Genomic DNA, 19,212 nt, shown 5'->3' on the forward strand with positions numbered 1-19,212 from the left:
GGTGCTCTGGATGAGCGAACCAGATCTCGTGCGGCTCGAGGTCGCCGACGGCGTCGGCACCATCCGGCTGGACCGGCCGCCCATGAATGCCCTCGACGCACGCATGCAGGACGCGCTGCTGGCCGTCGCCACCGAGACCACCGAACGGCCCGATGTCCGCGCCGTCATCGTCTACGGCGGTGAGAAGGTCTTCGCGGCCGGCGCCGACATCAAGGAGATGGCCGGCTGGTCCTACACCGACATGGTCGACCGCTCGGTGGCGCTGCAGGCGGCGTTCACCGCGGTCGCGCGCATCCCCAAGCCCACCGTCGCCGCGGTGACGGGGTACGCGCTGGGCGGTGGCTGCGAGCTGGCCCTCGCCTGCGACGTGCGCTTCGCCGCCGCTGACGCCAAGTTGGGGCAGCCGGAGATCCTGCTCGGCCTGATCCCGGGCGCCGGCGGCACCCAGCGGCTGGCGCGGTTGGTCGGCCCGTCGCGCGCCAAGGACCTCATCTACACCGGCCGCATGGTCACAGCGGCCGAGGCCTTCGACATCGGGCTGGTCGACCAGATCGTGCCGGACGCCGCCGACGTCTATGGCGCGGCCGTCGAGTGGGCGGCCCGCTTCGCTTCCGGCCCGGCGTACGCGCTGCGGGCGGCGAAGGAAGCGATCGACCGGGGGCTGGAGACCGACCTGGTCACCGGGCTGGAGATCGAGCGGCAGCAGTTCGCAGCCCTGTTCGCCACCGAGGACCGCAGCACCGGAATGCAGTCGTTCCTGGAGAACGGCCCCGGCAAAGCCCGCTTCAAGGGCCGCTGAATGGCCGGTCAGCAGGCGGAGGAGCGGCCGGCGGACGGGCAGCCGGAAGACGGGCGGCCGGCCGCGTCCGCGGAGGACGTCGAACGTGCCTGGAACGACACCAAACTGGCCCAGGTGCTCTACCACGACTGGGAAGCCGGCAGCTACGACGACAAGTGGTCCATCTCGTTCGACGAGCGCTGCATCACCTATGCCCGCGATCGCTTCACCGCCGTCGCCGGGACCGACGGATGGCCCTACGGCCGGGCACTCGAGATCGGCGCCGGCACCGGCTTCTTCTCGCTCAACCTGCGCCAGGCGGGCGTGCTGTCCGACATCACCGTCACCGACATCTCGCCCGGCATGGTCGAGGCGGCGCGACGCAACGCCCGGCAACTCGGCTTCGAGATCGCCGGTGAGGTCGCCGACGCCGAGCGGCTCCCGTTCGACGACGCCAGCTTCGACGTCGTCGTCGGGCACGCGGTCATCCACCACATCCCGGACGTGGCACTGGCCTTCCGCGAGATGCTGCGCGTGCTGAAGCCCGGCGGCCGGGTCGTCATCTGCGGGGAGCCGACGCGGTACGGCGACAAGATCGCCCGGGCGCTGTCGCGGGCCACCTGGTGGGCGACGACGCGCGCCACCCGGCTGCCCGGGCTGTCCGGGTGGGCGCGGCCGCAGGAGGAGCTGGACGAGTCGTCGCGTGCGGCCGCTCTCGAGGCCGTCGTCGACCTGCACACGTTCGACCCCGGGGAGCTGACCCGAATGGTCCGCCGGGCCGGTTTCGACGACGTCGACGCGGTCACCGAGGAGCTCACCGCGGCCTGGTTCGGCTGGCCGGTGCGCACGTTCGAGCACGCCGTCAACCCCGAGCGGCTGGGCTGGGGGTGGGCGATGTTCGCGTACTCGAGCTGGCAGCGGCTGTCCGCCGCCGACCGCCTGCTTGGCCGCGTCGTCCCGCGCGAGCTGTTCTACAACGTATCCGTCACCGCCGTCCGCCCGAAATGATCACGTGGACCATGCGTACTCCCGCATCACCAGGCATGTACGCATAGTGGAGCGGGAGAACGCCTGGGGTGGCGCCGGGTCGGGACCCAGCGACCGGCGCGGGACTCGGCGACCGGCGCGGGACTCGGCGGCCGGCGCGGTCAGGCGGCCGTGGTGCCGAGCTCGGCGGGCAACCGGGCCAGCGTCGGGCGCAGCGGCAACCGGGTCGCGTCGTAGCCACCGGCCTGCTCCACCTGCACGGCGCCGATGCGGGCCAGCGCGCGACGGAACCAGTCGTCCCCGGTGAGGCAGACAGTGTAGACCTCGCCGTACCCGACGAGCCGCGCCATGCTGACCAGGTGGTCCAGCATGATCGTGCCCAGGCCGCGGCGCTGCCAGTCGTCCTCGACGAGCACGGCCAGCTCGCCGTCGTTGCCGGCATCGCGGCCGAGATTGGCCATGGCCACGATCGTGTGGTTGGGTGCCTCGGCCACCAGCGCGATGTCGGTGCCGAGCAGGCATGACAAGAACCGTCCGGTCATGGACGGAACGGAGTGGTAGCGGTGGCGCACGGTTTCGGTGGAGCAGCGTACGTGCATCGCGCTGACGTCACCGGCGTCCTGCGGCAGGGCGGTTCGGATGATGACCGACCGTCCGTCGCGGAGCCGGGTGGTGACGCCCGAGCCGGCGAACAGGTGGGCCGAGTCGGCGAGTCGTGTCTTCTTCATGGCCTCAGGTTCCGTCGGGACTGTTACTGACCGGTCTCGTGGCCGTAACGGGCCGGTCAGTGATGCCGCCCGATGCCTTACGGTGACGGCTGTGTTCCGCCGACGTCGCGACCCCCGCCAGGTGCGCTACGTCACGCTCGCGAACTTGCGCTGGGTCGTCCGGAACCGTGCCTTCACCCCGTGGTACCTGTTGCGCTATGCCCGGCTGGCGAAGCTGCGGCTGACGCACCCCGAGGTGGTCACCGAGGGCATGGTCTTCCTCGGCCGGCGAGTCACGGCCATGGGCCGCCCGGGCTACGGCCGGGTCGTGCTCGGCCGGTGGGTGCACGTCGGTGACCAGACCCGGCTGTGCGCTCACGAGGGCACACTGCGGGTGGGCGACAAAGTCGTCTTCGGCCGTGATGCCACGGTCACCTGCTACCTGGACGTCGAGATCGGCGCCCGGACCCTGCTGGCCGACTGGGCGTACATCACCGACTTCGACCATCGTTTCGACGACACCGCCGTCGCCATCAAGGATCAGGGAATCGTCAAGGAGCCGGTCCGCATCGGCCCGGACTGCTGGCTGGGTGTCCGAGTCAGCGTGCTGCGTGGGACCGTCGTGGGGCGCGGCTGCGTGCTGGCCGCACACGCCGTCGTCCGCGGCCAGGTGCCCGACTTCGCCGTCGTCGGTGGTGTTCCGGCGCGAATCCTCAAACGCCGGATCCCCATTCCGGAGGCGATGCCGGTTTTGCCCGAAAAGGGAACGGGTGCATTGCCTGAATAGGGCGCTTTTCCCGCCCTAGTTCAGCGGCATGTGGCCGGAATCGTGACTCAACGCCTTCTTGCGGCACATTTTCGAAGGCACGACAGTCAATAGTCGAATTCTCTATGTCAAGAGAGTGGTCGCACTAGTAACATCACACCCGTCCAATGTCACCCACTTCTCGCGCGGGCCGAACCCTGGCGACCTGCCGGGCAGCGCGAAACGTCACATCCCCTGAAATGAGGAAAAGGGCATGACAGGCACGGCTGTCCATCGCCGTCGGCGCCGAGTAGCCGGAACGCTGCTCGCTGCCGGGCTGGCTCCGGTCGTCGTGGTCGGGGCCTGGTTGGTCCCCGCATCGGCGGCCGAAGGTGACGAATCCCGCGCGGCAGCGCGCTTCCTCGACGGAGAGGTACTGGGAGTCGACCTCGACACGGTCGCCGAGCTGGCCGGCGTCGAGGTGGAGAACCTCGGCACGCCCGAGCCGGTCACCGAGGCCAACCCGGTCGACCTGACAGCACTCGAGGCCATCAACCTCCAGATCCCCGGTGGGGTGCAGCTTCCGCTGAGCGACGTCCTGCAGTTGGGCGCCGTCAACCAGTGGGCTAGCGCCGAGGACGGCGGCACGTCCCATGCGGCGACCGGCGCGGTCGCCGACAACGGCGGCATCGGAACCGGCGTCGAGGCCGGCTTCCCCGGCAACGCGACCTTCGACCTCACGGACCTGGTCGGCGGGGCGCTGACCGACCTGATCGCCGATCTCGAGCTGGAACTCGGGGCGATCTCCTCCGAAATGCACCTGGAAGTCACCGACGGGGCGTTCGAGGTCACCCGCGACTACGAGATTGCCGGTGGCGAGCTGCGGCTCACCGTGCCGCTTCTCGCGGACCTCACTCCGCAGATCGAAGAACTGGTCGGCACCCTCGACGAGACCGTCAACGGCCTCGTCGGGCCCGACGGTGCGGTCACGGGCGCGGTGGAGACGCTGGACGCACTGCTCAACCTGCTGGAGGTGGTCGGGGCCGAGGACGTCACCGTCGCCGCGACCCTCGAGACCGACCCTCAGGGTGCGGTGCAGGAGTTCCTGGCCACCCCGCTCGGCGAGGGCACGGGCGTGGAGCTCAACCTCGCCGAAGGCACCCTGGTCATCGACCTGGACACGCTGCTCGGCGGACTGAACGAGCAGGCGCCGAACACCCAGGTGCTGAGCAATGCGGTCATCGACCAGCTGGCCACGACGATCGGTGAGCTGCTGGACACTCTCGTCACCGACCTCGTGACGACGATCGAGGACGCGCTGCAGGCGGCCATGCTCAACCTCACCATCCAGGCGACGGTGACCGATCCGCTGCTGGGTATCGAGCTCGGCACGCTGGACCTGGTGCTGAACGACACGCTCGGCAACATCATCACCGGTGAGGCCGAGATCGTTAACAACAGCACGGGCGTGGTCCCGGGGCTGATCGGCGCGCTGCTCGACCCGCTCCTGGCGACGCTGCTCGACGTGGTCGGCGGCCTCATCGACGACACCCTCTTCGCCGAGGGCGGCGCCGTGACCACCTTGGGCGAGGCGGCGGCCGGCCTGGTGGACGGCCTGACCGACGCGCTGACGCCGGTCGGTGAGCTGCTCGCGTCGATCCTGTCGATCAAGCTCAACGTGCAGCCGGACCAGCCGGACGCCCCGGTCGGCGAGGCCGCGGCGCGCGCCAGCGACGGTCCGTACAGCGTCGCCGCGGTGGAGATCGCGGTGTTGCCGGACACCCCGGCGGCCGTGCTGACGCTCGCCCAGTCGACGGTCGGCCCGAACGTCACCGGCGAGGGCGACGCCGAGACCGAGGTCGATGGCACTGAGGTGGACGGCATTGAGGTGGACGGCACTGAGGTGGACGGCACTGAGGTGGACGGCACTGAGGTGGACGGCACTGAGGTGGACGGCACTGAGGTGGACGGCACTGAGGTGGACGGCACTGAGGTGGACGGCACTGAGGTGGACGGCACTGAGGTGGACGGCACTGAGGTGGACGGCACTGAGGTGGACGGCACTGAGGTGGACGGCACTGAGGTGGACGGCACTGAGGTGGACGGCACTGAGGTGGACGGCACTGAGGTGGACGGCACTGAGGTGGACGGCACCGAGGTGGACGGCACCGAGGTGGACGGCACCGAGGTGGACGGCACCGAGGTGGACGGCACCGAGGTCGACGGGACCGAGGTCGACGGCGTCGAGACCATGGGGAGTCCGGAGCCTCAGCCGGAGCCGGCCGGTCATGACGACACCGACGACAGCAACAAGGACAAGGACGACGAGCACCTTCCCAACACGGGTGCCGAGTCCAACCAGCTCCTGATCCTCGGGCTCGGCATGTTGCTCGCTGGGGGCATCGCGGCCTACGCCGTGAGCCGCAGGAGCGACATGCACCAGGGCTGAGCTGAGCCCGGTCGGCCGAGTGGTTGCCGGCGGCTGCGTATCCGAATGATGGATGCGCAGCCGCCGTCATATCGGCCGGCTCGCCAGATGGCATATTCGGCACCCCCGTGGCTATCAGCCGAATGGATGAGGAGACCTCCACTCAATGGCGTTCTGACCTGGACATAGGGGCGAAAGAATTGCCGCGGCAAAGTGTCCCGCGTGTCGTTCCGACGTAACGATTAGGTCACGAGCACGAACCGTCCGGTTTAGACCAGTGGTCCTTGTCCGGACCAGTCGAAGATCTCTTTTGTCCCGATATGTCCGGGGTGATACGTCCGTTACATCCGCGTATGCCCGATTCGGAGCTTCTGGGCGCTTCGTGACGTTCATCGGCATTGGTCGTGAATAGCTGGAAAGAGCGTTTCGGGGCTTAGGCACCGGGCCGCGGTGAATGGGCGGTCGATGGCGTCGGGGTCAAATTCACCAAGTACGAGACACGTCCTCGGAGCGGCTGTAGGTTCATGATCACGCTCCGCGGGCCAATGCACATCTGATGGCTGCGGAGGAGCCCGCCATGTAAATGCCAAGAGGAGAAGGCATGCCTGCAACACCTGTTATGCGCCGGCGCCGCGCAGCGACAACGCTGCTCGCCGCTGGGCTTGCCCCCGTCTTCGCTGTGGGCGCGTGGCTGACGCCCGCCGCAGCGGCCGAGGGCGATGAATCGCGCGCTGGCGCGCGGTTCCTGGATGGCGTGGTCCTGGGCACTGACCTGGACCAGATCGCCGAGCTGGCCGGGGTCGAGGTCGAGAACCTCGGCGACCCCGAGCCGGTCACCGAGGCCAACCCGCTGGATGTCACCCTGCTCGACTCCATCAACATCGACATCGAGGGTGGCGTTCAGCTTCCGCTGAGCGACATCATCGAGCTCGGCGCGGTCAACCAGTGGGCAACCGCTGAGGACGGGGCCACCTCCCACGCGGCCACCGGTGCGGTGGCCGACAACGGCGGCGTGGGGACCGGCGTGGACGCCGGCTTCCCGGGTAACGCCACGTTCGACCTGACCGACCTTCTGGGCGAGGGCCTCACCGACCTCATCGCCGACGTCGAGCTCGAGCTCGGCGCCGTGTCGTCCGAGGCTCATCTGCAGCCGGTGGGCGACGACTTCGAGGTCGTCCGCGATTACGAGATCGCCGGTGGCCGCCTGGTCATCACCGTGCCGCTGCTGTCGGGCCTGAACCTGGAGCTCGGCGACGACGCCGCCGTCTGGATCGAGAACGGCTCCATCGTCATCGACCTCGACGCCGTGTTCGAGAGCCTGAACGACCTGCCGCCGAACAGTGAGCTGATCGGCCCGGGCCTGTTCAACATCCTCGACAGCCTGCTCGCCGAGCTGCTCGGTGAGCTGGGCTCGGGGCTGGGCGACCTGCTGGGCAACCTGGGTCTTGACGGCCTGCTCGACGGCCTGGGCGAGGCCCTGGCCGACATCCTGTCGGTCAAGGTGAACGTCCAGCCGGACATCGCTGAGACCACCGCGGCCACTCCGGCTACGGCGCGCGTCGCCAACGACGTCCAGGCGGCGTCCACGTCCGAGACCTACAGCGTCGCGGCCGTGCAGGTCACCCTGCTGGGCGGCCTGGACAACGGCGGCGTCGAGCTGACGCTGGCCGAGTCGCACGTCGGCCCGAACACGCTCGACGAGGGCCAGGAGACCGAGGTCGACGGCACCGAGACCGAGGTCGACGGCGTTGAGGTTGACGGCGTGGAGGTTGACGGCGTCGAGGTTGACGGCGTCGAGGTTGACGGCACCGAGGTTGACGGCGTTGAGGTCGACGGCGTTGAGGTCGATGGCACCGAGGTCGATGGCACCGAGGTCGACGGCACCGAGGTCGACGGCACCGAGGTCGACGGCACCGAGGTCGATGGCACCGAGGTCGACGGCACCGAGGTCGACGGCACGGAGACCGACGGCACCGAGACCGACGGCACGGAGACCGACGGTGAGGAGCTGCCCGACACCGGTGCTGGCTCCAGCCAGCTCCTGATCCTGGGCCTGGGCCTGATGTTCGCCGGTGGGATCGCGGCCTACGCCGTGACCCGTCGTCGTGGCCTCGTGCAGGAGTAATACCGCGTAACACCACTGCACCACCAGCATCACGGTTCGGTGGTCGATCACCGGTGGGTCCGCGTCCATACCAGGGCGCGGACCCACCGGATCGGCGTTTCCGGACCACAGCCGCGGCGCTCCAGCCGCGAGGCCGCGGACTGACGCGAGACTGCGGTCCAGCCGCGGCATCGCGGCACACGGAGCAGGACCTGACGCCACGGCCGGTCAGGCGGTCGGCCGGGCTACCGAGCACACACAGTGCACTCTCGAGGGCAGGGCAGGATGCAGGACACACGACGACCGGTGTGGATCAAGGTGGTCGCCGGCATGCTGGGCGGTCTCTTGTGCGCCCATCTACTGGCGACGGCGGTGTTCGTCGGCCCGGCGAACGCCGCGAAGGAGACGCTGGGCTCCTCGCTCACGTCGTACATGCAGCCGTTCTTCCAGCAGGAGTGGAGCCTCTTCGCTCCGACTCCCATCAGCGTCGAGTACTCGCTGCAGGTGCGCGGCTGGTACGACGCCGACACCCCGGCCGACTGGGTGGACGCCACCGCGGTGGAGGTCGAAGGCAACATCCTGCACAGCCTGGCGCCGTCGCGCGCGGGCATCGTCACCCGCAGGCTGGCCGGCAACATGCGCAAGCAGCACCGCCTCGTCACCGCGGAGGAGCGGACCGTCCTCGCGGGTGACTATCACGAGAACGCGTGGGCTCGGATGAAGGAACGGATGCTGGCCTCCGACGACCACAGCTCCGACGCCCGCATCTCCTACGTCCTGCGGCTGGACCGCGCGATGGCGGCCTATGCGACGCAGTTCGCGTGGGCGTGGTGGGGGCGCGACGCCGGCATCGAGTACGTCGAGTTCAAGATCGTGGAGACCCGGGCGCCGCGGTTCGACAACCGCGCTGACGACCCCACCATCACCACCCGTGAGTTCGGCCGCCGGCCGCTCTACCAATACGACGGCCAGGACACCGAGGCCTTCGCCGACGCGATCGGCAGGTTCCGCTCATGATCGGGCCGGCCGTCGACCGAGCACTCGACGCCGCCGCCGGCCAGGTCGCCCGCGGTGAGGAGTGGCTGCTGGGGGCGAAGCGGGCGACGTACGGCGTCGCGGCCGTGCGGGTCATCTTCGGGCTGGCGGCCGTATGGTTCCTGCTGGCCAACTGGAGCAATCGGCACTACCTGTGGGGCGACGCCGGCCAGTGGATGTCGCCGCTGGCGCGCAACGGCGGCTTCGGCTGGCCGTTCACGCTGTTCGACGGCGGCGGCAGCCAGATCGAGGTGACGCTCAAGCTGCTGTTGGTGCTGGCCCTGGCAGTCGCGCTCACGTTGGGCTGGCGCACCCGGGTCGTCGCGCCGCTGCTTCTCGTCTGCTGGGTGAGCCTGATCGAGTCGAACCCGCTCTACGGCGACCAGAGCGACAACATCTTCCGCATCCTGCTCATCTATCTGTGCTTCGCCGACCTGTCCGGACGGTGGTCGCTCGACGCCCGCCGCCGGGCGCGGCGCGCTGCCGGCACCGGGCGCCGGCTGTTGCCGTCGTCGGTCGCCCTCCCGGCCCGCGCCCAGCGCAACGTGGGGCTGTTCGGCACTTTGGTGCACAATTTCGCCGTTCTGGCGGTCGCCGCGCAGATCTGCATCATCTATGTGGCCTCGGCGCTGTACAAGGTGCAGGGCGAGTACTGGCAGGACGGCACGGCGGTGTACTACCCGATGCAGGTGGGGCAGTACCGGCCGTGGCCGTGGCTGAACGACCTGCTGTCGGCGAACCCGTTCGGGGTGCTCGTCGTCTCGTACTTCTCGGTCTTCATCCAGCTGTTCTTCCCGCTGATGCTGCTGCGCCGCTCCACCCGCGTGGTCGCCCTGCTCGGCGTCATCGCCATGCACATGGGGATCGCGGTGATCATGGGGCTGCCGTTCTTCTCGCTGTTCATCATGGCCGGCGACCAGATCTTCATCCGCGACTCCACATACGCGGCCGTCGCGGGCCGGTTCCGGACCTGGCGAGACGACCGGCGACGACGACGGCGGCCCGCTCCGGTGCCGGACAAGGTGCCCGCCCTCCAATGATCATCAACGATCGGCGGCACCGGAGCGCCGTCAACGGTTGATGATCAATGGAGAAGGGTTAGCCTGGCGGCCGTGTCGAGAGTCAACCCACCGCCGATCGCCAAGGGGGTCGCGTTCTTCCTCGTGGGCGTGGTGGCCATCCATGTCGCCGTCACGTTCCTGTGGAACGCGCCGGACAACCCGATCAAGGAGTCCGTCAGCGGTGAGGTCTCCGGGTACATGCGGCCGTTCTTCCAGCAGAACTGGAGCCTGTTCGCCCCGAACCCGGTGAACGCCGAGGACGAACTGCTGGTGCGCGCTCAGGTGACCGATCCGCAGACCGGCGAGGTCCGCACCACGGACTGGGAGCGCCCGACCCTCATGGAGTGGACGCTCGTGCACCACGGCCCGGCACCGTCCAGGGCCAGCCGCATCACCTCCAACCTGCACCGGCGCGTCAACAGCGCATGGAATGATCTGAGCGACCAGCAGCAGGAGATCATGGCCGCCGACTACTTGGACATGGAGGACTGGGAGCCGCTGGCCGACGACCTCGTCGACGCCCAGGGCGGCGAGACGTCGTCACGGGTGGCCAACATGGTCCGCGCCGACCGGGTCGCCACCGGTTACGCCACCCAGTTCGCCCGTGCCAGGTGGGGCGAGGACGTGGTGGCGGTGCAGTTCCAGCTGCGTCGCACACCGGTGCCGCGGTGGGACGAACGCCATGACCCGCCGGAGAACCCGTCGTTCACCACCCGCGAGTTCGGCTGGCGGCCGGTCCTGGTCGACGAGCACCAGGACGAGGACGCCTTCGCCGACGTCCTGCAGGGGCTCGACTCGTGATCGGCGAGGCGATCGGGTACGTCAGCCGTGGCCTCGGCCGGACCGTCGACGCCGGCGAGCAGTGGTTGTTCAACGGCAAGAAGGCCACCTACGGCCTGGCGACGATGCGCATCCTGCTCGGCGTGGCGGTACTCGGCTCGCTGACGGTGAACTTCGCCGACCGGCATTATGTCTGGGGCCCCGGGGCGCGCTGGCTGACACCGTGGCTGACCATCGACGAGTACGGGTTCCCGTTCACCGCCGTGTTCAGCGAGAGCGATTCCGCCACCGTCTTCACCCTGAAGTACCTGGTGATGGCCGCGCTCGCGGCGGCGTTCACGCTGGGGTGGCGCACCCGGATCGTCACGCCGCTGCTGTTGATCGCGGTGGCCAGCCTGATGCGGCTGAACCCGCTGGGCGACGACGCCGGCGACAACATCGTGCGCATCATGCTGCTCTACCTGTGCTTCGCCGACGTGTCCGGACGGTGGTCGCTCGACGCCCGTCGCCGGGCGCGCCCTGGCCGCCGGCCGCTGGTCGCCACCCCGGAGTGGGTCGGCGTGCTGTTCCACAACGTGGCGCTGATCGCGGTCGCCGCACAGATCTTCATCGTCTACATGACGTCGGGGCTGTCGAAGGTCCAGGGCAGCATGTGGCAGGAGGGCGTCGGGGTCTACTACCCGTTGCAGATCGACCAGTACGCGGCGTGGCCCGGCCTCAACGAACTGGTCTACTCGAGCGGGTTCTTCGTCACCGTCGCCAGCTATGTGACGGTGTTCGTCCAGGTCCTCTTCCCGCTGCTGCTGATGCGTCGCGGCACTCGGGTGCTGGCGCTGCTGGCCGTCTTCGCCATGCACGTGGGCATCGCGGTCACGATGGCGCTGCCGTGGTTCTCGCTGGCGATGATCGCCTCCGACGCCGTGTTCATCCGCGACGACACGTACCGGTCGCTGATCCGCTGGGTACGCCGGTCCCGACGACGTCCACCCGCGGCACCCGAGCCGGAGGGCGCCGACGGAGAACCGCTGCCGGCCGTGTCAGCCGAGCCCCACCGAGACCCTGCTGGCTTCCCGTCACGACCTGACCTCCCGTAACGCGGCGGGAGCCGATTCCGGCGTCGCGCGGTACTGGAGACCACGACGTCACCAGAGGCCAGCAGGCAGCCGGACCTCGGGGAACCAGGGGACAGCCCCGGGAGAAGCGGTTCCCTCAGAGGTCGCCGCGGACGCGCCGCCACGCCTGCTGTACCGCGGCCGGGCGCTCGGCCAGGACGTTGCCGTCGATGGCGGGAGCCGGCCGGGGCCGCGGCGGCCGGGGGTCGGCGACGGCGGCGGTGTACACCTTCTCGGTCTCGCGGGCGACGGCCGTCCAGACGAACTCGCGCGAGATGCGCTGGTGGGCGGCGCGGACGAGGCGCTGCGACAATCCGGGCTCGTCCAGCAGGCGCAGCGCCGCGGCGGCCAGGTCGCCGGGGTCGCGGGGCGGCACCAACAGGCCGGTGACGTCGTGCTCGACGACCTCGCGCAGGCCGCCGCTGTCGCCGGCGATGACCGGGGTGCCGGCGGCGCAGGCCTCCAGCGCCACGATGCCGAACGGCTCGTACGAGCTGGGCACCAGTGCGACGTCGGCGGTACCGAACAGGGAAGCCAGTTCGGGTTGGTCGAGCCGGCCCGCGAACTGGACGACGTGGTCGATCTGCAGCCGCTGGGCCAGCCGGCGCAGGTTGACCTCCTGGCTGCCGGCACCGGCCAGCACCAGGCGGGCGTCGTGGTGGCGCTGCCGGACCAGCGCCAGCGCCTCGATGCAGACGTCGACGCCCTTCTCCCACTCCAGCCGGCCTCCGAAGACCATCAACGGCGTCTTCGGCGGGATGCCGAAGCGCTCGCGGGTGGCGCGGCGGGCCTCGGCGGTGGTGCGCCACGCCGGCTGGTCCACGGCGTTGAGGATGACGGTGAGGTCTTCCGGCGCGACGTCGAAGGCGGCCGCGGCCTCGACCCGCATGGCTTCGGAGCAGACGATGGTGCGGGTGGCCTCGGCGACCAGCCAGGCCTCGATGTCGTGGCGGGCCCGCGACAGTGGCGTGGACAGCCAGCCGTCCCACAGTCCGGCCTCGGTGGCGTGCACGGTGGCGACCAGCGGGGCGTCGATGGCGCGGGCGATGTTGATGCCGGCGTGTGCGTCGACCCAGTCGTGGGCGTGCACGACGTCCGGCACCCATTCGCGGGTGAGCCGGTGCGCCGCGCGCATCATGCTGGTGTTGAGCGAGAGCACCCACGGCACGAGGTCCTCACCTCGTTCACCGGCGGGCGGGTCCGGCTGCGCGCGCAGCACCCTGACGCCGTTGTCGTCGTGTTCCTCGGGCAGGTCGGGATGCGACTGGGTGACGACGGCGACATCGTGGCCGTCGGCGATCAGGCCCTCGGTCAGACGATGGACGTGACGCCCCAGGCCGCCGTAGATCACGGGCGGGTACTCCCACGACACGACAAGTATCCGCATCGCGCGATGATCTCACAGGAGGCCCCTTGATCGGGACCGAGTGAAGGCGCGGGATCGGGGTATATCGCGCGCTTCGGCCCTGTGACGTGTCGCACGTCCGGCCCCCTTGGCGCTCCGGTTACCAGCGGGTAACATCGGCGGCATCGAGGTCCGGCACCCTGGTGTCGGCTAGCCTCGCGACGGGTGCCACGCTGTCACCGTCGATCCGTGCCCCGCAGGAGGAGGTCGTGACCCGGCCATGAAGATCGTCGTACTGGTGAAACACGTTCCGGACGCCACCGCGGACCGGACATTCGACCCGGCGGACAACACCACCGATCGCACGGGAGTCGACGGCCTGCTGTCCGAGCTGGACGAGTACGCCGTCGAGGAAGCTCTCAAGATCGTCGACGCAGGTGACGCCGTCGAGGTCGTCGCGCTGACCATGGGCCCAGAGGGGGCGGCCGACGCGGTGAAGAAGGCGCTGCAGATGGGTGCCACGTCCGGCGTCCACGTCGTCGACGACGCCCTGCACGGTTCCGATGCGCTGGCCACGGCCCAGGTGCTCGCCGCCGCGGTACGCAAGGTCGGCGACGTCGACCTGGTGCTGACGGGCATGGCGTCGACGGACGGCGGCATGAGCGTGGTGCCGGCGATGCTCGCCGAGTACCTTGACCTCCCGCACGTCGGGTTCGTCGGTGAGGTGACGGCGTCGGAGTCCTCCGTCACCTGCCGGCGCGACGGCGAGGTCGCGTCCGAGACCGTCGAGGCCGCGCTGCCGGCCATCGTGTCGGTGACCGACCAGATCAACGAGCCGCGGTACCCGTCGTTCAAGGGCATCATGGCGGCGAAGAAGAAGCCGGTCGAGACGTGGTCGCTGGCCGACCTCGGTGTCGACGCCGGCGCCGTCGGCCTGGACGCCGCTCTGTCCGTGGTGCGCGAGGTGGCCAAGAGGCCGGAGCGCACTCAGGGCGAGGTCGTCACCGACGACGGTGACGGCGGCGTCAAGCTCGCCGAGTTCCTGGCCGCGCGGAAGTTCGTCTGAGGGGGTCGTGACCATGGGTGAGGTTCTCGTTCTCGTCGACCACGTCGACGGTGCGGTACGCAAGACGACCACCGAGCTGCTGACGCTCGCGCGGCGGGTCGGCGAGCCGGCCGCGGTGTTCCTCGGCTCCGGCTACGACGACGCCGCCCGCGAGGTGCTGGCGTCCTACGGCGCGGCCAAGGTGTACGTCGCCGACGCCCCGGAGCTGGAGGAGTTCCTCGTGGCTCCGAAGGCGGAGGCGCTGGCTCAGGTGGCGACGGCGTCGGGCGCGGCGGCCGTCCTGGTGACGTCCACCCCGGACGGCAAGGAGGTCGCCGCCCGGCTGGCGGTGAAACTCGGCTCCGGGGTCATCACCGACGCTGTCGATGTCGACGTGGTCGATTCCGTGGTGACGACCACGCAGTCCGTGTTCGCCGGCGGGTACACCGTCACGGCCCAGGTGCCGTCCGGCACCGCGATCGTCGCGGTCAAGCCGAACTCGGCCACGCCCGAGCAGTCCCCCGCGGCGGCGACGGAGGAGAAGGTCGCGGTCACGGTGTCGGATTCCGCGCGCCGCGCCCGCATCGTCCAGCGGTCGCCGCGAGCGGCCACCGGCCGGCCGGAGCTCGCGGAGGCTGCCATCGTCGTGTCCGGCGGGCGCGGCACCGGCGGCGACTTCGGGCCGGTCGAGGCGCTGGCCGATGCGCTGGGCGCCGCGGTCGGCGCGTCGCGCGCCGCTGTCGACTCGGGGTGGTACCCGCACGCCTACCAGGTCGGGCAGACCGGCAAGACGGTCTCGCCGCAGCTGTACCTCGCGGCCGGCATCTCCGGCGCCATCCAGCACCGGGCCGGCATGCAGACGTCCAAGACGATCGTCGTGGTGAACAAGGACGCCGAGGCGCCCATCTTCGCCATGGCCGACTTCGGCGTCGTCGGCGACCTGCACACCATCCTGCCGCAGGCCACCGCCGAGATCGAGAAGCGCAAGTCCTGACCTCGACCGACCCGGCCGCCCGGCTCCGCCGCCACCCTCCACGTTGATCTTGGAGCAACCGCAGAAATGCGGGGCGAAATGCCCGATTGATTCCGCAGGTTCTCCAAGATCAACGCGGGTTCGGTCGACCGACCCGGGCCGACGTAGACTGGTGCGGTCATGTCTGAGCGCCGGGTGTACCTCGATCACGCGGCGACGGCTCCCGTCCTTCCCGAGGTCATCGACGTCGTCGCCGCGGCCATGGCGACCCTCGGCAATCCGTCGTCGCTGCACGCGTCCGGCCGGCTGACGCGGAAGCTGGTCGAAGAGTCGCGCGAGTCGGTCGCCGCCAACCTGGGCGCGCGGCCCAGCGAAGTCGTGTTCACCTCCGGCGGCACCGAGGCCGACAACCTAGCGGTCAAGGGCATCTTCTGGGCCCGTCGCGCGGCCGACCCGCGTCGCGTGCGCATCCTCGCCTCCGCCGTCGAGCACCACGCGGTCATGGATCCGGTGCATTGGCTCGCCGCCGAGCAGGGTGCCAAGGTGGAGTGGCTGCCGGTCGACCACGCCGGCCGGCTCGACACCGAGGCGCTGCGGCACACGCTCCGCCAGGACCCGGAGTCGGTCGCGCTCATCACCGTCATGTGGGCCAACAACGAGGTCGGCACGCTGCAGCCGGTCGGTGAGGTCGTCGGCATCGCCCGCCAGCACGGCATCCCGGTGCATTCCGACGCCGTCCAGGCGATCGGCCAGGTGCCCGTGCGTTTCGGCGAGTCCGGCCTGGATGCCATGACGGTGTCCGGGCACAAGGCCGGCGGCCCGGTCGGCGTCGGCGCCCTGCTGGCCCGGCGCGAGCTCGACCTGGTGCCGCTGACGCACGGCGGCGGTCAGGAGCGCGAGGTGCGCTCCGGCACCCTCGACGCGCCCGCCGCGGCCGGGCTGGCCGCCGCCCTGCGCGCCGCCGTCGCCGACGTCCCCGGTCACGCCGCGGAGCTGGCCCGGCTGCGCGACCGGCTGGTCGACGGCATCCGGCGCGAGGTCCCGGACGCCATCCGCAACGGCGACCCGGCGCACCTGCTGCCCGGGCACGCCCACTTCTCCTTCCCCGGCTGCGAGGGCGACTCCCTGCTGCTCCTGCTGGACGCGGCGGGCATCGACTGCTCCACCGGCAGCGCCTGCACGGCCGGGGTCCCGGAACCGTCGCACGTGCTGCTCGCGATGGGCTCCGACCCGGCGCTGGCCCGCGGTTCGCTGCGGTTCACGCTCGGGCGCACCTCCACACCCGACGACGTCGACGCGCTGGTCCGCGCCATCGGGCCGGTGGTGGAGCGGGCCCGGGCCGCCGGCGTCGTCAACGTATCCACCAGCTCAACCAGCTCGACCAGGGGGAACTGACCATGCGTGTGCTCGCGGCGATGTCCGGGGGAGTGGACTCCGCGGTGGCGGCGGCCCGCCTCGTCGACGCCGGTCACGACGTCACCGGGGTGCACCTCGCCCTGTCGTCGAACCCGCAGTCGTTCCGCAGCGGCGCGCGCGGATGCTGCACGATCGAGGACTCCCGCGACGCCCGGCGCGCCGCCGACGTGCTCGGCATCCCGTTCTACGTGTGGGATCTCGCCGAGCGGTTCCGCGCCGACGTCGTCGAGGACTTCGTCGCCGAGTACGCTGCCGGCCGCACCCCCAACCCGTGCCTGCGGTGCAACGAGAAGATCAAGTTCGCGGCGGTGCTCGACCGGGCGATGGCGCTGGGCTTCGACGCGGTCGGCACCGGCCACTACGCGCGGGTGGTCGACGGCCCGTCCGGCCGGGAGCTGCACCGGGCGGTCGACCCCGGCAAGGACCAGTCGTACGTGCTCGGCGTGCTCACCGAGCAGCAGCTCGCGCACGCCGTCTTCCCGCTCGGCGACACCGTGAAGTCCGAGGTGCGCGACGAGGCCGAGCGGCGCGGCCTGGCGGTGGCCCGCAAGCCCGACAGCCACGACATCTGCTTCATCGCCGACGGCGACACCGCCGGCTTCCTGCGCGGCCGCCTCGGCGACGCCCCGGGCGAGGTGGTCGACGCCGACGGCGCCGTCGTCGGGTCGCACGACGGCACCTACGGGTTCACCATCGGCCAGCGCAAGGGCCTGCGCATCGGCACCCCGGCCGCCGACGGCAAGCCGCGCTACGTCCTCGACATCTCGCCCGTCGACCGCCGCGTCACCGTGGGGCCGCGGGAGGCACTGGCCGTCGGCGCGCTCACCGGGGTGTCGCCGCGCTGGTGCGGCCCGGCACCGGCCGGTGAGCTGCGCTGCGAGGCGCAGTTCCGGGCGCACGGCGAGCCGGTACCGGCGACGGCGACGGTCAGCGATGACGACGGTGCCCGCGGTATCCTCGATGTCCGGTTCGCCGAGCCGCAGGAGGGCGTCGCACCCGGCCAGGCGATCGTCCTCTACGACGGCACCCGGGTCATCGGCTCGGCCACCATCGACACCACCCGGCCGGTCGTGACCTCCCCCGCCTGAGTGGGTACAGCACCTCACGGTGCCCACGAAGGAGGGAACATGACCACACCGACGACCGGGATCGCCATCGAGCGCGACCTCGCGCTGCGGGTCGCCGCCGACCGGCTGGCCGCGGAGTTCGACCGCATCGGGCGGGAGACCATCGAACGCTTCCTCGACAGCAGCTACGAGCACGTCGCCGACGGCGCCCGCATCGAGACGTTCCTGCCGCTGATGGCCGAGCGGTTCGCCCGGCAGCGGTTGCGCGCGTTGGCCCGCGTCGAGCACGAGCACGACCACGGCACCCCGACCGTCCTGTTCGTCTGCCCCGACAACGCCGCCCGGTCGCTGATGGCCCTCGCCCTCGTCGAGCACCTCGCGGGTGACGGTGCCGTCGCCTGGTCCGCTGGTGCCCGGCCCGCTCCCGGCATCGACCCGGCGGTGGTGGAGGCGATGGCCGAGCGGGGGATCGACCTGTCCGAGGAGTTCCCGAAGCCGTGGACCGACGAGATCGTCGACGCCGCGGACGTCGTCGTCACCATGGGCGGCGCGTCGTGCCCGGTCAGGCGCGGCGCACGGCACGAGAGCTGGCCGGTCTGGGTTCCGGACGGCGAGCTGTCGATCGACGCCGCCCGCCGGGTCCGGGACGAGCTCGAGGAGAGGATCCGCGACCTGCTCGCGCGCCTCGGCGTCCGGGACGTCAGCGCGTGACGTAGTCGACGACCACCTCCACCACGTCCGGGTCGCGCAGAATGCGCTGGTGGCCGAGGCCCTCGGTGCTGGCGAGTTCCGCCTCCGGCCAGGTGGCGGCGAGCCGGGCGCCGTCGTCGTAGGGGACTTCCTTGTCCTCGCGGTCGTGCACCACGAGCGTCGGCGGCAGCTCCGCACGCTGGGCCAGCCCGACGATGTCGAAGTCGGCGACCGGGCGGCCCGCCAGCCGCCGCAGCCGCGACATCAAGGCTGCGCGCGTCCGCTCACCGAAGCCGAGCATCCGGCCCAGCACGGCGATGTTGCCGGACAGGTCGGTGCTCGGCGCGACCATGACCACTTTGCTGGCGGGCAGTCCGTCGAGCAGTGCGACGGCGGTCGCCGCGCAACCGAACGAATGGGCGACGACGGCGTCGGGCTTGCCGTGCTTGCCCGCGGCGGCGGAAAGTGCCTCGACGAACTCGGTGCCGGTGGCACGTCCGCGGCCGAGCGTGCCGGGATCGGAGTCGCCGTGGCTGGGTGCGTCGAGGGCGATCACTCGCCGGTTCGCGGCGACCAGTGGCTCGACGAACGCGCCGAGCTGCCCGCGCCACCCGCCCCATCCGTGCACGAGGTAGACCGGCGGGCCGAACCCCCACGTCTCGACGGCCACCCGGCGTCCGTCGGACAGCGTGAGAGTGGAGCGCTCGCCCGGCCGGGGCCGCTCGTCGCGACGGCGGCCGGCGCCGGTGGGGAGGGTGCACCAGATGCGGGCCGCCCAACGCGCGGCCAGGTCCGGTGCCACCCGGTCGAGGCTCCGGAATGCCAGCCTGGTGAGGGCGAGTCGGGCGGCCTGCGTGGCGGGCGGGTGAGCGGTAGCAGTACGAACGGTCGTGCGATTCTGCGGCGAGGTCGTGGCCATGTGGGTCCTCCGTGCGGTGC

At 70.7% G+C, this 19,212-nt stretch carries 17 protein-coding genes; 14 read left to right on the forward strand and 3 right to left on the reverse strand.

Translation table 11 applies throughout. The features are described from left to right. The first annotated feature begins 10 nt into the window (after positions 1-10). Entirely contained in the window at positions 11-799 is a 789-nt protein-coding gene (locus tag JIAGA_RS0108635; protein ID WP_035813743.1) for an enoyl-CoA hydratase/isomerase family protein, read from the forward strand. Beyond that, entirely contained in the window at positions 800-1,786 is a 987-nt protein-coding gene (locus tag JIAGA_RS28465; protein ID WP_051425877.1) for a class I SAM-dependent methyltransferase, read from the forward strand. A 140-nt stretch (positions 1,787-1,926) separates the two neighbouring features. Here JIAGA_RS28465 and JIAGA_RS28470 read toward each other — a convergent pair whose 3' ends face one another. Continuing rightward, positions 1,927-2,493 (reverse strand): GNAT family N-acetyltransferase, encoded by a 567-nt coding sequence (locus JIAGA_RS28470; RefSeq protein ID WP_026875352.1) that lies wholly within the window; start codon positions 2,491-2,493, stop codon positions 1,927-1,929. A gap of 91 nt (positions 2,494-2,584) precedes the next feature. Here JIAGA_RS28470 and JIAGA_RS28475 point away from each other — a divergent pair, with 91 nt between their 5' ends. From JIAGA_RS28475 to JIAGA_RS28495, 7 genes are all read left to right on the forward strand, one after another. Beyond that, on the forward strand, positions 2,585-3,259 hold the full coding sequence (locus JIAGA_RS28475; RefSeq protein ID WP_211239576.1) for an acyltransferase: 675 nt from the start codon (positions 2,585-2,587) through the stop codon (positions 3,257-3,259). A 232-nt stretch (positions 3,260-3,491) separates the two neighbouring features. Beyond that, positions 3,492-5,666 carry a choice-of-anchor G family protein gene (locus tag JIAGA_RS28480; protein ID WP_035812285.1) on the forward strand — a complete coding sequence of 725 codons (2,175 nt, stop codon included), beginning with the start codon at positions 3,492-3,494 and terminating at the stop codon, positions 5,664-5,666. A gap of 580 nt (positions 5,667-6,246) precedes the next feature. Next, a complete protein-coding gene (locus tag JIAGA_RS0108660; RefSeq protein ID WP_169738839.1) occupies positions 6,247-7,770 on the forward strand; it encodes a choice-of-anchor G family protein in 1,524 nt (507 codons plus the stop codon). A 264-nt stretch (positions 7,771-8,034) separates the two neighbouring features. Continuing rightward, complete coding sequence (locus tag JIAGA_RS0108665; RefSeq protein WP_157552903.1) at positions 8,035-8,766, forward strand: DUF5819 family protein; 732 nt, start codon at positions 8,035-8,037, stop codon at positions 8,764-8,766. Continuing rightward, on the forward strand, positions 8,763-9,824 hold the full coding sequence (locus JIAGA_RS28485) for an HTTM domain-containing protein (RefSeq protein WP_051425878.1): 1,062 nt from the start codon (positions 8,763-8,765) through the stop codon (positions 9,822-9,824). Before JIAGA_RS0108665 ends, JIAGA_RS28485 begins: the two co-directional genes overlap by 4 nt. 72 nt (positions 9,825-9,896) lie before the next feature. Continuing rightward, the gene (locus JIAGA_RS32955; RefSeq protein ID WP_026875355.1) at positions 9,897-10,646 is read left to right on the forward strand and encodes a DUF5819 family protein; all 750 of its coding nucleotides are present in this window, start codon (positions 9,897-9,899) and stop codon (positions 10,644-10,646) included. Continuing rightward, positions 10,643-11,719 (forward strand): HTTM domain-containing protein, encoded by a 1,077-nt coding sequence (locus JIAGA_RS28495; protein ID WP_051425879.1) that lies wholly within the window; start codon positions 10,643-10,645, stop codon positions 11,717-11,719. Before JIAGA_RS32955 ends, JIAGA_RS28495 begins: the two co-directional genes overlap by 4 nt. A gap of 115 nt (positions 11,720-11,834) precedes the next feature. Here JIAGA_RS28495 and JIAGA_RS28500 read toward each other — a convergent pair whose 3' ends face one another. Beyond that, entirely contained in the window at positions 11,835-13,124 is a 1,290-nt protein-coding gene (locus JIAGA_RS28500; protein WP_084469570.1) for a glycosyltransferase family 4 protein, read from the reverse strand. 238 nt (positions 13,125-13,362) lie between these two features. On the opposite strand from JIAGA_RS28500, the gene JIAGA_RS0108690 reads away from it, so the two are divergent. The 5 genes from JIAGA_RS0108690 to JIAGA_RS0108710 all read left to right on the forward strand — a co-directional run bounded on the left by JIAGA_RS0108690 (position 13,363) and on the right by JIAGA_RS0108710 (position 18,294). After that, positions 13,363-14,148, forward strand: coding sequence for an electron transfer flavoprotein subunit beta/FixA family protein (locus JIAGA_RS0108690; protein WP_026875356.1), 786 nt, complete (start codon positions 13,363-13,365; stop codon positions 14,146-14,148). Between the two features lie 13 nt (positions 14,149-14,161). Then, entirely contained in the window at positions 14,162-15,121 is a 960-nt protein-coding gene (locus tag JIAGA_RS0108695; protein ID WP_026875357.1) for an electron transfer flavoprotein subunit alpha/FixB family protein, read from the forward strand. A gap of 159 nt (positions 15,122-15,280) precedes the next feature. Then, positions 15,281-16,495, forward strand: a complete 1,215-nt coding sequence (locus JIAGA_RS0108700) for a cysteine desulfurase family protein (RefSeq protein ID WP_026875358.1) — start codon at positions 15,281-15,283, stop codon at positions 16,493-16,495. A 2-nt stretch (positions 16,496-16,497) separates the two neighbouring features. Continuing rightward, positions 16,498-17,604 (forward strand): tRNA 2-thiouridine(34) synthase MnmA, encoded by a 1,107-nt coding sequence (gene mnmA / locus JIAGA_RS0108705; protein ID WP_026875359.1) that lies wholly within the window; start codon positions 16,498-16,500, stop codon positions 17,602-17,604. Positions 17,605-17,643: 39 nt separating this feature from the next. Then, positions 17,644-18,294, forward strand: a complete 651-nt coding sequence (locus JIAGA_RS0108710) for an arsenate reductase/protein-tyrosine-phosphatase family protein (protein ID WP_026875360.1) — start codon at positions 17,644-17,646, stop codon at positions 18,292-18,294. Here JIAGA_RS0108710 and JIAGA_RS28505 read toward each other — a convergent pair. Next, the gene (locus tag JIAGA_RS28505; protein ID WP_051425881.1) at positions 18,284-19,192 is read right to left on the reverse strand and encodes an alpha/beta fold hydrolase; all 909 of its coding nucleotides are present in this window, start codon (positions 19,190-19,192) and stop codon (positions 18,284-18,286) included. The genes JIAGA_RS0108710 and JIAGA_RS28505 overlap by 11 nt on opposite strands. Positions 19,193-19,212: the final 20 nt, after the last annotated feature.

It is taken from the genome of Jiangella gansuensis DSM 44835, from assembly GCF_000515395.1.
Taxonomy (GTDB): Bacteria; Actinomycetota; Actinomycetes; order Jiangellales; family Jiangellaceae; genus Jiangella; species Jiangella gansuensis.